This is a genomic window from Butyrivibrio sp. VCB2001, assembly GCF_000423965.1.
Classification (GTDB): Bacteria; Bacillota; Clostridia; order Lachnospirales; family Lachnospiraceae; genus Butyrivibrio.
The window spans coordinates 107,238-120,476 of record NZ_AUIZ01000008.1 but is presented as its reverse complement, the minus strand read 5'-3'; the positions used below and the strand labels follow the sequence as shown (position 1 = coordinate 120,476).

Annotated in this window: 10 protein-coding genes; all 10 read right to left on the bottom strand. The window is 42.5% G+C overall.

What is annotated here, in order from left to right:
* Positions 1-6: 6 nt before the first annotated feature.
* On the bottom strand, positions 7-1,659 hold the full coding sequence (locus tag G589_RS0110135) for a putative manganese-dependent inorganic diphosphatase (protein WP_022767031.1): 1,653 nt from the start codon (positions 1,657-1,659) through the stop codon (positions 7-9).
* An 8-nt stretch (positions 1,660-1,667) separates the two neighbouring features.
* Positions 1,668-2,546, bottom strand: a complete 879-nt coding sequence (locus G589_RS0110130) for a tRNA 2-thiocytidine biosynthesis TtcA family protein (RefSeq protein WP_035775831.1) — start codon at positions 2,544-2,546, stop codon at positions 1,668-1,670.
* 47 nt (positions 2,547-2,593) lie between these two features.
* Positions 2,594-4,324 carry an ABC transporter ATP-binding protein gene (locus tag G589_RS0110125; protein ID WP_026522063.1) on the bottom strand — a complete coding sequence of 577 codons (1,731 nt, stop codon included), beginning with the start codon at positions 4,322-4,324 and terminating at the stop codon, positions 2,594-2,596.
* A complete protein-coding gene (locus G589_RS0110120; protein ID WP_026522062.1) occupies positions 4,321-6,045 on the bottom strand; it encodes an ABC transporter ATP-binding protein in 1,725 nt (574 codons plus the stop codon). The genes G589_RS0110125 and G589_RS0110120 overlap by 4 nt, the downstream gene beginning before the upstream one ends.
* 1 nt (position 6,046) lies before the next feature.
* Entirely contained in the window at positions 6,047-7,453 is a 1,407-nt protein-coding gene (locus G589_RS0110115; RefSeq protein ID WP_026522061.1) for an RsmB/NOP family class I SAM-dependent RNA methyltransferase, read from the bottom strand.
* Between the two features lie 66 nt (positions 7,454-7,519).
* Positions 7,520-7,894 carry a metal-dependent transcriptional regulator gene (locus tag G589_RS0110110; protein ID WP_026522060.1) on the bottom strand — a complete coding sequence of 125 codons (375 nt, stop codon included), beginning with the start codon at positions 7,892-7,894 and terminating at the stop codon, positions 7,520-7,522.
* A 130-nt stretch (positions 7,895-8,024) separates the two neighbouring features.
* The gene (gene rny / locus G589_RS0110105) at positions 8,025-9,569 is read right to left on the bottom strand and encodes a ribonuclease Y (RefSeq protein WP_026522059.1); all 1,545 of its coding nucleotides are present in this window, start codon (positions 9,567-9,569) and stop codon (positions 8,025-8,027) included.
* A 144-nt stretch (positions 9,570-9,713) separates the two neighbouring features.
* Positions 9,714-10,670 (bottom strand): glycosyltransferase family 2 protein, encoded by a 957-nt coding sequence (locus G589_RS19550; protein WP_051192307.1) that lies wholly within the window; start codon positions 10,668-10,670, stop codon positions 9,714-9,716.
* 15 nt (positions 10,671-10,685) lie between these two features.
* Positions 10,686-11,465, bottom strand: a complete 780-nt coding sequence (locus tag G589_RS0110095) for a glycosyltransferase family 32 protein (protein WP_035775830.1) — start codon at positions 11,463-11,465, stop codon at positions 10,686-10,688.
* A gap of 21 nt (positions 11,466-11,486) precedes the next feature.
* Positions 11,487-13,232 carry an ABC transporter ATP-binding protein gene (locus tag G589_RS19545; RefSeq protein WP_051192306.1) on the bottom strand — a complete coding sequence of 582 codons (1,746 nt, stop codon included), beginning with the start codon at positions 13,230-13,232 and terminating at the stop codon, positions 11,487-11,489.
* Between the last annotated feature and the right edge of the window lie 7 nt (positions 13,233-13,239).

Here is a 13,239-nt window from a genome sequence, read left to right as displayed (position 1 = left end):
GTTTTTTTACTGCTGTATGGTTTCTACAATAGCCGGTAGAAGCTGCTTCTTACGAGAAACAACTCCCGGAAGTAAAACCACATCCCCCTCTGAATTTATACCAAATGCCGAGTTAAGTGTATGAAGTGCCTTCGCCCCCGAGAAGACAACCTGTGAAGACTCGTCAATGATATTTGTAAGCATAAAGAACAGCATGTCCAGTCCGTCAGACTCAGCAACGTCCTTAAGTTCAGGCATTATCTTGTCCTTGATCTCGACAAGTTCATCAGCACTCATGGAGTTGATCTGTCCGATTCCGATGGTCATATCATCTACAGTAAACTTCTTGAAATCCTGATGGATGATCTCATCTGCTGTCTTGCTGCCAAGATTTGAACCTGCATGGAACATCTCTTTTGCAAACTCTTCATAATCAATGCCAGCTATCCTGGCAAGCTCCTCACCTGCATCTCTGTCTACTTTGGTGCATGTAGGTGAACGGAACATCAATGTATCTGAAAGAATCGCTGCAAGCAAAAGACCTGCTGTAGTAGGATCTATTTCCTGCGCATATTCTTTGTACATGAGATAGATGATCGTACATGTTGAGCCAAGAGGCATGTTTCTGAAATAAACAGGACCGGCTGTCTCAATTGTACGAAGTCTGTGATGGTCAACGATTTCTTTTATATCAGCTGCATCAGCTCCGTTTACGGCCTGATTCTTCTCATTATGGTCAACGAGAATCAGCTGCTTCTTGTGAGCGCCGAGGAAGTTTCTTCGGCTGATCATACCGATGTAATTATCGTTTTTATCAAGAACCGGGAAGTATCTGTGCCTCATGGAAGCCATTACTTCCTGGATATCCTCAATGTAGTCATCCATGTGGAAGGTTACCAGATTGTCTTTTTTCATGATATGCTCGATTGGCATACTCTGGTTGATAAGTCTTGCAACAACAAAGGTATCGTGTGGTGTTGTTATGATCTTGGTGCCATGCTCCGATGCCTGAGCCTTAATAGTCCTTGCAACCTCTGCACCCTCACAAACTATAATGCATGCTGCATCCATCTCTATTGCGCACAGCTGAGTCTCATATCTGTTTCCGAGGATTACCACATCTCCGGCCTCAATGACGTTCTCCATCATCTCAGGGCTTGCTGCTGCGATAACAACCTTACCGCTTGTGAGTTCCTCGTTGATATCACCTTCGATAAGTTCTCCATCAAGCGTCTCAACGATATTCTTGTAAGAAGTCTTGGCCTGTGAAAGAATGTGAGGATCGATCACATCCATGTAGGTCTCTACAATGTCATTGGTTGTAATAATACCTGCCAGCTCATCGCCCTCTGTTGCGCAGAGTGTTACGACGTCTGCATCACGCATCTTGGCCCAGGCATTTTTAAGAGACATCTTTCTGCTGGTACCGTCAATACGCCTTATCTCCATGTCTCTGACCTGTGTTCTTACATCCTTTACATAAGCCGGAACATCAACTCCAAAGTGAGACAAAACAAACTGAGTCTCCTCATTTAAATGTCCAGCTCTGCAAGCTATATAATTGCCGCCAAAAACCTTGTTCTTGAGGTTAGCATAGGTTATGGCTGCACAGATAGAGTCTGTATCAGGGTTCTTATGTCCTATTATAAATATTGGTCTGCTGTTTTCCTGCTCGCTCATAAATCTCCTTAAAAATCACCTTCATCATATGTATCCAGAAAATGATGTCTGCCTGTCTTGTTCGTCTTATAAGATATTATCGCATTAAGGTGGACATTTTCCACACTTTTAAAAATATTTGATTCAATATAGGGACTCTTTTCCCTGAGCTCTTTGATCAGCTCTTTTACCTCAGCACGCTTACTGACATCGCCGGGGTTTACAGATGCATCTCTTTTCTCTGTCATCTTGCAGGCGCAGGCAATGAACTTGAGCTCATTGTAGTTGCACCAGTGCTTGATGTCCTCTTCCCTTATAAGGTACATGGGTCTTATCAGCTCCATGCCCTCGAAGTTCGTCGAGTGTAGCTTAGGCATCATGGTCTGAATCTGTCCGCCGTAGAGCATTCCCATGAGAATGGTCTCGATAACGTCGTCGTAGTGGTGACCGAGAGCTATCTTATTGCATCCAAGCTCTTTTGCCTTGGCATAAAGAGCGCCTCTTCTCATTCTCGCACAGAGATAACAGGGCGAACCTTCAACAAGGCTACTGGTAACATCGAAGATGTCCGACTCAAAAACCTGTACCGGAATGCCCATTATTGTGGCATTTGTCATGATAAGGTCGTAGTTTAGCTTATTGTATCCCGGGTTCATTACAAGGAAAACTACGTCAAAGTTCTTCTTCCCATGTCTAAGTATCTCCTGAAAGAGCTTGGCCATCAGCATGGAATCCTTGCCACCGGATATACAGACAGCTATCTTGTCGCCGTCACTTATTAGTTTATAAGTATTTATGGCCTTTGTAAACTTGCACCATATCTCTTTTCGGTATTTCTTGATGATACTGCGCTCAATGTCCTTGCAGCGTTTTTCATCATAAGCCCCGGAAATATCAGGGTTTCTCATAGAACAGATTTCCTTTCATTTATAAAACAAGTGAGGATACTAATTTATCACCCAAACTGGCTCGTGTAAAGCTCATAATAAAAGCCTCTCTTTGCAACAAGCTCCATATGTATTCCCTGCTCGATAATATGGCCTTCCTTCATAACAAGTATAAGATCAGCTTCGCGTATTGTGGAAAGCCTATGGGCAACAATAAAGCTTGTCCTGCCCTTCATCATCTTGTTAAAGGCCTTCTGGATCCTGATCTCTGTCCTTGTATCAATTGAAGATGTAGCTTCGTCGAGGATCAGCATAGGTGGGATATCCAGCATTACTCTTGTTATGCAAAGGAGCTGTTTCTGTCCCTGCGAGAGATTTCCGCCATTTTCTGTAATGACCGTATCATACCCGTCAGGGAGCCTTTTTATAAAGCTGTGTGCATGGGCAGCCTTGGCAGCTTCTATGATCTGCTCATCAGTAAAGCCCTCTCTTCCGAGAGTGATATTATCTCTGATGGTTCCGCTTCTGAGCCATGTTTCCTGAAGAACCATGCCGAAGTTCTCGCGAAGACTTCCCCTCTTAAGATCTCTTATGTCAATTCCATCAATCAGGATATTTCCCTTATCTACATCATAGAATCTCATAAGAAGGTTGATGAGTGTGGATTTTCCTGCACCTGTAGGTCCTACGATAGCAACTCTCTGCCCCTTTGTTATGGACAGGTTCAGGTCTTCAATAAGGCTGGTTTCTTTATTATAGGAAAAAGACACATCCTCTATATCTACTTTTCCCTTGACATCAACAAGCTCTTTTGCATCATCAAGGTCATTTTTCTCAGGTGTTTCCTCAATCAGCTCAAATACTCGTGCAGCACATGCAAGCGCATTTTGAAGCTCAGTTATAACGCCGGAGATCTCATTAAACGGCTTAGTGTACTGATTGGCGTAGCTTAGGAAAATGGTAAGTCCGCCGACTGTCATACCTCCTGCTATACAGGTAAATGAGCCAAACAGTGCGACAGCTGCATAAACAATATTGTTAATAAACCTGGTTGAAGGATTGGTCAGCGATGAAATGAAGGTTGCCATTACGCTGACTTTCTCAAGATTGTCATTCATGGTATCAAAGGCATCTAAGTTCTCATCTTCATGCGCAAATGCCTTAACAACCGAGAGATTACCAACCATCTCATCAACAAATGATGTCTGCGCAGCTCTCGCTTCGCTCTGCTGTTTAAAGAGCTTAAAGCTCCTGGTTGCTACAAATCTGGCCACAAGGAGCGATAGCGGCGTTAATACAACTACAACAATAGCAATTCCAAAGTTCAAATAGAACATGAAAACAAGAGTTCCGACTATTGTCACTATTCCCGTAAAGAGCTGTGTAAAGCCCATAAGAAGGCCGTCTGCAAAGAGGTCAACGTCAGCTATTATCCTGCTTTCTATATCTCCTGTCTGCTTGTTATCCAAATACTCAAAAGGCAATATCTGCAGCCTTGCGAAGGCATCTCTCCTTACGTCTCTGACAACTCTGAAGGTTATCCTATTGTTAACGATATTCATTATCCACTGGCAAATGGCGATAAAAAGGACCGTAATTGCCATTCTGATCAGGATTTCAGTCACTTTTGCGAAATCCACATTGTCTTTTCCAACAATACAGTCAATTGCATTGCCGGCAAGTATAGGAACATACAGTGATAAAAGAGCCGTCACAATAGCAAGGAACATCGAAATAGCTATTAGGAAGTGGTATTTTCCTGCATAGCGCAGAACTTTTTTCAAAGCTTTTCTGTTCATTGTGCCACCTCCTTCTTGTACTGAGATTCATAGATCTCCCTATAGGCCTCGCAGTGTTTAAGGAGGTTGTCATGGCTACCTATTCCAACTACATGTCCGTCATCAAGCACAACAATCTTGTCGCAGTTCATAACAGATGCAGTTCTCTGAGACACAATAATGGTGGTCGGAGGATTATCCATGGATGCAATTGCATCGCGCAGCCTTTTATCAGTGAGGTAATCAAGAGCTGATGCACTGTCATCAAGGATCAGTATTTCAGGCTTTCTCACAAGGGCACGTGCAATTGTAAGTCTCTGCTTCTGGCCACCCGAGAAGTTTTTTCCTCCCTGAGCTACTACGGTATCAAGACCGTTCTCTTTGCCATCAACAATCTCTTTTGCCTGAGCAATTGTAAGCGCCTCATTTATCTCATCATCAGTGGCATCGTTCTTGCCCCATCTGATATTGTCACGAATGCTGCCGTGGAAAAGAACTGCCTTCTGCGGAACGATACCTATTCTCTCCCTAAGGGCATCCATTCGATAGTCTTTGACATTTACTCCGTCTATTGTTACGCTTCCTGATCTTGTATCATAAAATCTTGGTATAAGATTTACAAGCGTAGTCTTACCACTACCTGTTCCACCAATAATACCGATTCTCTCCCCTCTTTTAATATTAAGCGAGAATGGATAAAGAGAATCCTCGATATCACCTGCATATCTCATGGACGCATCGGTAAATACGATGTGGTCCCTGGTGTTTTTAAACTCAGTTATATTTCCGTCTGTCATAGAGGATTTCATCTCAAGCATCTCCTCTACACGGTTTCCGGATGCTATAGCCTTGGTTACGGTAAGGATCAGGTTTGCGAACTTAATAAGCTCAACAAGGATCTGAGCCATGTAGTTATAAAGAGCGACAACATCACCCTGTGAAAGCTCTCCTCTGTTTACAACAATTCCACCTCTGTAGATAAGAAACGCTACAGCAAGATTAAGGATTGCGTAAGTTACAGGATTCATAAGAGCCGATACACTTCCGACAAAGCTCTGAAGTTTCATCTGAAGGTCGTTGTGCTCGTTAAAATTTTCTTTTTCCTTTTCCTGCAGATTAAAGGCGCGGATCACCCTTACGCCCGTGTGGTTTTCTCTCGTAAGGCAAAGGAGCTTATCAAGCCCTTTTTGTATCAGGCCGTACTTTGGAATGCTCCATCTCACGATGACGCCGACAACGATAAACAGCAGGATTATGGTCACAAGGAAAATCAGTGACTGGCTCGGGCTGATGGTATAGACCATGACAAAGGCGCCAAACACAACAAAAGGCGACCTAAGAAGCAGCCTTATTGTAAGATTGACTCCCTGCTGAACCTGGTTTATATCACTGGTCATCCTGGTGATCATGGCAGATGTGCCAACTTTATCGATATCCGCGTAGGATAATTTCTGGATATTATCAAACAGCGCTCTCTTGACCTTGGCAGCAAATCCCGAAGCAGCTTTTGCAGCAAAAAACTGTGCTGTCACAGCGCAAGCAAAGCCGACAGCACAAAGCAGCAGCAAAATAAGGCACATCCTTATGATGTGTGATTTATCTCCGTTTGCGATGCCGACATCAATCATTGATGCGATGACAAGCGGAACCAGAAGCTCAAAAGAAGCTTCCAGGAGCTTAAAGAGAGGTCCAAGAATTGATTCAAGTCTATAATGTTTTAAGTATTTAAGTAGTTTCTTCATGTCAGTAATTAATTCTGAGTCCTTTTGGATAATGATTTTTCAGCATACCTGATGCAAGCTTGGCCCAGCCTATGCTGTAGCCGTCGGTGGTCACAAGGCACCACCCTTTTACTTTGTCTTTTCCGATAAACGAGCTCTCGGACAGCCTTAGAGTCTGGCCGTTTAGATACTGCTTGATATCAGCAGAATCTGATGGAAGGTCTACAGAAAGCTTTACATTTTCCGGCTTTATTGCAAGAGCCAGCGCATGGGATGGCTCGAAACGGTCTTTTTTCACAGTTCCAAGATGAAGTCCGGGTCTTATGACTTTCAGTCCTTTTATACCGGGCATGTCGTATGGCGCAAGGTAAAGCTGATCTCCGAAAGATATTATAATGCCTTCAGGAAGCTTAAAGTTCTTATCAAAGCATTCTTCTGCAAACGTGTTAAATGCCTTTATCATCTCGTTTTTTGCTTTTATGTTTCGGCCGCCGGGAATATATGAGGCAGTTCCTGATACCATTTCACCGTCTCTTCTAAATACACAGAGAAAATGTCCTTCGCCACGAACTCTGTGAGGCCACAGTCTTACTGAATCAGCGACTTCTGCATTGCAGTCAGGGCCGGCAAACTCAGTTCTGCCATTCTCCATTCCGCCGATAAGTTCAACATGCAATACATGGAAATCAGGGTTTCTCTCCAGAAATGATGAGACGTTCTTCTCGTTCTCTTCAGGTGAAAATGTGCATGTGGAATAGACAAGCCTTCCTCCGGGAACAAGCATTTTAGCAGCATTGTCCAGGATCTCTTTTTGCCTGCTTGCACACATCTCAACATTTTCAGGGCTCCATTCAGAAAAAGCCTCTTCGTTCTTTCTGAACATACCTTCTCCGGAACATGGAGCATCAACAAGGATCTTGTCAAAGTATCCTTCAAAGACCTGAGAAAGATGGCCTGAATCCTCGTTTAGAACAAGAGCGTTTTTTATGCCCATTCTCTCGATGTTAAGAGATAATATCTTAGCTCTGTCTCTGTTTATTTCATTTGTAACCAGAATGCCCTTGGAATCCATTCTGCAAGCTATCTGAGTTGATTTACCTCCTGGAGCTGCGCAGAGGTCCAGGATCTTTTCACCGGGCTTGGGATCAAGGAAATGGACCGGAGACATAGCTGAAGGTTCCTGGATATAGTAAATTCCTGCTTCATGGTATGGGTGCTTGCCTGGGGCTGAATCTGCATCATAATAAAAGCCATTTTCTTCCCAAGGAACAGGCTCTTTGCAGAAGTCCGGTTTCTCTTTTACCTTAAGAGGATTAAGTCTCAAGGCGTGATGTCTTTCCTCATCTTCTTCGAAAGATGAAATGAATTCATCATATTCTTTTTCCGAAAGGAGATTCTTCATCTTCTCCTTGAATAATTCCGGAAGCATATTGTACCTCATTTACTAACTAATAGGACCATAACCTTTAGTTATGATCCTATTAACAAATTCTTATTAAAGTTCTTCTTTGTGTTCTTTTACAAATTTCTTGATGCCTCTGAAAGTCTCAGGACTTATTATATGCTCAATTCTGCAGGCATCTGTCTCAGCGATTTCTTCGTTGACTCCTGCTGTGAGCATCAGGAATTTGGTGAGATTGGTGTGCTTCTCATATACCTTCTTGGCAGTCTTAAGACCTTCTTCGGTAAGCTTAAGCTCACCGTCATCTTCCATGATAACAAGGCCGTTTTCCTTCAATATGCTGACGCCTCTGGATACACTGGGCCTTGAGAAACCAAGCTCATTGGCAACATCAATAGAACGTACAACTCCCTTTTTCTTCTTGAGGAGATATATGGTCTCGATATAGTCTTCACCTGATTCGTGCATAGTTGTCCCCCTTTATTTAATAGCGCACAATCTTTTTAAATATATAATACTATAGATATGAAGAATAAAAAAGAGGTTATCCAAAAAGGATAACCTCTTTTATGCATTTTTCTAAGCATAATGGATATCATTACTTAGCAAAGTCAGTTGCTCTGCTCTCTCTGATGATATTGACCTTGATCTGTCCGGGATATTCCATCTCGTCCTCGATCTTCTTTGCAATCTCACGAGCCATGATAACCATGTCTTCGTCAGTAACCTGCTCAGGAACTACCATTACCCTGACTTCTCGACCAGCCTGAATAGCGAATGAGTGATCAACACCCTTAAAGCTATTTGTAATATCTTCGAGTTCTTTTAATCGTGATGTGTATGTTTCAAGTGTCTCTCTTCTAGCTCCAGGTCTTGCTGATGAAATTGTATCAGCTGCCTGAACAAGAACTGCTATAAGGGACTGTGGCTCTACGTCACCGTGATGAGCCTCTACCGCATTGATAACAACCTGTGATTCCTTATATTTCCTACAGATATCAACACCAAGCTGAATATGTGAGCCTTCAAGCTCATGGTCAACAGCCTTACCGATATCATGAAGGAGTCCGGCTCTCTTCGCTACACGGACATCAAGTCCAAGCTCAGATGCCATAAGTCCACAAAGCTGTGCTACCTCTACTGAATGCTTCAGACAATTCTGTCCATAGCTTGTTCTGAACATCATACGTCCGAGAATCTTGATCACTTCAGGATGAAGTCCGTGAACGCCTGCCTCGATAGCAGCATTTTCACCTTCTTCTTTGATCTTGGCAGCAACTTCTTTCTGTGCCTTCTCGACCATTTCTTCAATCCTTGCAGGATGGATACGTCCATCCACGATCAGCTTCTCAAGAGCGATACGTGCGACTTCTCTGCGGATCGGATCAAATCCGGAAATAACTACAGCCTCCGGTGTGTCATCAATAATAAGATCTACACCGGTCATAGTCTCGAGGGTCCTAATGTTACGTCCTTCTCTACCAATGATACGACCCTTCATCTCATCATTGGGGAGCTGTACTACAGATATGGTAGTCTCGGAAACGTGATCTGCTGCGCAGCGCTGAATAGCACCTACAACAATTTCCTTGGCTCTCTTATCTGCTTCTTCTTTTGCCTCAGCTTCCATGTTCTTGATCATGATAGCTGATTCGTGTTTCACATCATCTTCAACGATTTTTAAAAGATACTCTTTGGCCTGATCGGAGGTTAAGCCAGAGATTTTTTCCAGTTCCTGTAGCCTCTGTTCATTTAACTTAGCAACCTCTTCTGTCTTCTTGTTCAAGTTCTCCTCGCGGGCACTTAAACTCTGCTCTCTTCTCTCGATCGCCTCGGTTCTCTTCTCGACGTTCTCCTCTTTCTGCTGGATACGTCTCTCAGAACGCTGCAATTCATTACGTCTGTCCTTGACTTCCTTCTCAAGATCATTACGTGTCTTAAGGGCTTCTTCTTTTGCCTCAAGGAGCTTCTCACGCTTTGTATCCTCAGCATTCTTCAGGGCTTCATCGATGATTTTTCTTGCCCTCTCCTCAGCGCTACCGATTTTACCATCAGATACCTTCTTATGATGGGCTGATGCTATAACCCAGGTAACCAGAGCAGTGATGACAAGAGTTGCTACTACTGCAATTACAGTGGTCATTACAGGAGCACCTCCTTATTCAATTTTCATTGTACAATATTTTGTATAGCTTGCCATAAATGGGCGCACTAATATACAAGATTACAACAGATTAATTGTACCGATATTAGTGGACAGTGTCAACAGTAATGAGGGGTAAATCTGTCATGGATTATAAATCCGTATGAATATGCTCGGTATAGCAAGAAACAACCTATACTTGAGCCTCTGCTTAGTATCCAGCAAAGCTTTGTACTGTGAGAACAACTCCTCATATTTCGTAAAAGAAGCCTTCCTCATATCATTTACGCCAGTTCTTGAAGCGTCTCCATAGAATCTGGCACATTTATACAGAGCATTTTTCAGAGTTATGTGGGCAAAAGAGCTATCGCCATCCTCTACCGCCTGCGCAATCCTCTCATCTAAAGCATCTACTCCGTCGAGATGGCGTGTTTCAAGCCTTTTTGTTTCAGACGTTATGCCTGAGTCATTGTCTCTGTAGTTGTACAGCTTCTCTTTTACAAAAGATATCTTACTGCACTTCCTGAGGATTGGGCCTATCACAAATTCATCTTCATGAATCCTTCCGACAGGGTACCTGACATCATCGAAAAGAGCCTTTTTATAGAGCTTATTCCATGCCACAACCATCAGGACATATTCACGCATCCTGTTGTCATAGAGCCATATCTTTGCTTCATCAGAAGTCATGCTATCATTGCCCTGATATACAAGGTCAACCTTCGACAGTTTTGGGGCATCAATATCGCAAATAGCCATATCTGCCTGATTCTCTGTAATAGCTGTATAAAGTTTCATTAGATAATCAATACTTATTGTGTCATCTGAATCAATAAAGCAGAACAAATCGCCCTTTGCTTCATCAATCCCCTTGTTTCTGGCTGATGAAAGGCCTCCGTTTTCTTTGTGAAAGACCCTTATTCTGCCATCTTTGTCCTTGTATTCGTCGCAAATCTCTCCACTTTTATCTTTTGATCCATCATCTACAAGCAGAAGTTCAAAAGAACTATAGGTCTGAGCCAGAATCGATTCTATACATTCGACCAGATACTTTTCTACGTTATATACCGGTACAATTACCGATATCAAAGGTGCTCCCATATATTTCCCCTCAGCTTACCTTCCAATCAGGTGTTTAAATGCGTCCTTGGTACTCATAAAAGAACTGAAAGCTTTCTGTCCAAGCTTTTTACCTAGAGCCCTGTTAAGTGCCTGCATGAGTTTCTGATACTGCTTGGCATTCTTGCCATGCCAGCTGGCATCAAAGTGATGAATGCTGTAAGTATTATCTGTTATACGAAGTCGCCCTGTATAATAGTCCAGTGGACAAAGGTAGTCCATAGGGAAAACTTCCAATCCGTCTATTTTCTGCCGTAAGCCGTTTCGGATAAGTCCATGTTCAATCAAAGCCTTGGTAGATAGCCTGGGACTTTCAATGAATACCTCCTCATTTCCGATAAATTCAAAGGGGGTGTCCCCATCATAGCATTTCATCATTTCTCTGATTATAGGTAATCCCGGAACACAGCCAAAACCCTGACCACAGTTAACGCGTTCATCGCTCTCAAAGCCGATATAGCCATCAAGTTTACAAAGAGGTGAAAGGTCTTTTAACACCTCAACGTCAGTGTCCATATATATTCCGCCGTATTCATACAGCACATCAAGTCTGCCATAGTCCGGAACAAAAGCCCACTTCTTCTGAATATAAGCCTTATCCATGTAAGGATGCTTATGAACATCGTAATTTGATTCATTCCACTCTTTTATCTCAAAATCAGGACAAAACTTTCTCCAGCTATCAATGCACTTAATGACAGACTCCGGCTTAGGGTTCCCACCCAGCCAGAAATAATGGATAATCTTTGGAATTTTGTATTCAGTTGATGCCCCCATAATCAAGCCTTTCTGCCTTTATCAAAACTCATCTATAAGTCTTTGTATACTGTCGCTGTTTACTATATCAATCTTCCTGTCTGCTATCTTGTAGACCCTGTCACACATTGTAAGTACTGTCGGCCTGTGTGTTGTGAGGATTATTGTTTTATTTGGATATCTTTTCCTGATATTATCAAGTATCTTTCTCTCGGTAGCTACATCCAAAGCTGAAGTCGCTTCGTCCAGGAGAAGAACCGGCACATTCTTTAAAAGTGCCCTGGCGATGCACAGCCTCTGATTCTGTCCCTCTGATAAGCCGTGTCCTCCCTGGCCAAGTTCATACTCAGGTCCTCCGGGGAGTTTCTGGACAAAATCATAAATATGCGCATCTTTCAGTGCCTGAACAATTTCCTCATCTGTAGCATCTTTGTTAACCATTCTCATGTTTTCGGAAATTGTTCCTGCCATCATGGTATTTCCCTGTGGTACATAAGAAATGATGGACCTTGTCTTTAGTCCAAGATCAATCTCAGTTTTACTGTTTGAAGCATATGTCCTTCCTTTGTATGCAGTTACGATACCAAGGATTATCCTCAGCATTGTAGTCTTACCTTCTCCGGAAGCTCCAACCAGGGCTATCAGTTCTGCTGGTTTTGCTTCAAACGACGCTCCCTCAAATACACTGTAGCCGTTTCTGTATTTGAAATACATATCTTCTACATGGATATCTACACCATCGGAACCGTTTAAAAGAGGCTCTATTTCTACATTATCATCACCATTGGATTCATCTTCTATGTCAAGCAGCATCTTAACCCTTTTTGCCGATGCCATGTAAGCCATAATTGTAGGCAGCAGGTCAAAGAGATCTTCAATAGCTCTTCCCACCTGTAGTGCAAGAAACGCAATTACTGAAAGTGCGCCAAAAGAGATCACTCCTGTGTGAACTCTGTAGAACATCCAGCCTATGAGGATACATGCTCCAATAATACCGGCAAAGTTTGTAGTGGCAAAATAAGAAATAATGTACTTATTGGTTCTTAGGTCAACTTTCTTTCTAACAGTTTCGATGTTAAACATCTTTTCATAGAAATAGTCTCCAAGACTAAAAGCTTTCACCGCCTGAATATTATTGAATGTCTCTACATTATATGAGCCAATCTTGGACTCTATCTCTCGTATCTCAGCCTCAGATCTGTAGATCTTACCCATAAAAATCCTCGAGGCTATAAGCACAACCGGTGCAATTACCAGAGCCAGAAAAATCATCGAATAATCAACATAGATGATATATACGCTGGCAGACAGTATAAGCGTAAGCTCCGCAATCATTGTAGGTACAAGTCCGCTGGTATTGCCTGCTACTGTTTTCACATCAGAGGATAGCCTTGTTATCAGATCTCCGGAATGATACTCTGAAAGTTTCTCCCAGGATGCGTCCATTATCTTTCTGTAAATCTTAAGTTCCAGATCATTGTACATGCCGTTATAATTCCTGCATGCAAATCTGTTACCAATAATAGTGATCACAATATTGATCACATACAAAAGAGCAAAGAATGCCCCGGTGATAATGAGTCCATTTACATTATCACCAAGTGCAAGGTCTACTATATTCCCAACCCTGCTAGTCATATATATCCGATAAACTGACTGAAGAATCAAAAAGACAATATATAGATAAAGACGAACTCTGAATTCCTTAAGAATCGTAAGCGCCCAGCAAAGCGTCTTGAAAACTTCACTGAATACTTTGATTTTCTCCTTCTTATTTTCAAACCCCATTATGCAA

Coding starts and splice junctions, on each gene's coding strand:
- G589_RS0110135 (WP_022767031.1), bottom strand. CDS start 1,659: ATGAGCGAGCAGGAAAACAGCAGACCAATATTTATAATAGGACATAAG.
- G589_RS0110130 (WP_035775831.1), bottom strand. CDS start 2,546: ATGAGAAACCCTGATATTTCCGGGGCTTATGATGAAAAACGCTGCAAG.
- G589_RS0110125 (WP_026522063.1), bottom strand. CDS start 4,324: ATGAACAGAAAAGCTTTGAAAAAAGTTCTGCGCTATGCAGGAAAATAC.
- G589_RS0110120 (WP_026522062.1), bottom strand. CDS start 6,045: ATGAAGAAACTACTTAAATACTTAAAACATTATAGACTTGAATCAATT.
- G589_RS0110115 (WP_026522061.1), bottom strand. CDS start 7,453: ATGCTTCCGGAATTATTCAAGGAGAAGATGAAGAATCTCCTTTCGGAA.
- G589_RS0110110 (WP_026522060.1), bottom strand. CDS start 7,894: ATGCACGAATCAGGTGAAGACTATATCGAGACCATATATCTCCTCAAG.
- rny (WP_026522059.1), bottom strand. CDS start 9,569: ATGACCACTGTAATTGCAGTAGTAGCAACTCTTGTCATCACTGCTCTG.
- G589_RS19550 (WP_051192307.1), bottom strand. CDS start 10,670: ATGGGAGCACCTTTGATATCGGTAATTGTACCGGTATATAACGTAGAA.
- G589_RS0110095 (WP_035775830.1), bottom strand. CDS start 11,465: ATGGGGGCATCAACTGAATACAAAATTCCAAAGATTATCCATTATTTC.
- G589_RS19545 (WP_051192306.1), bottom strand. CDS start 13,232: ATGGGGTTTGAAAATAAGAAGGAGAAAATCAAAGTATTCAGTGAAGTT.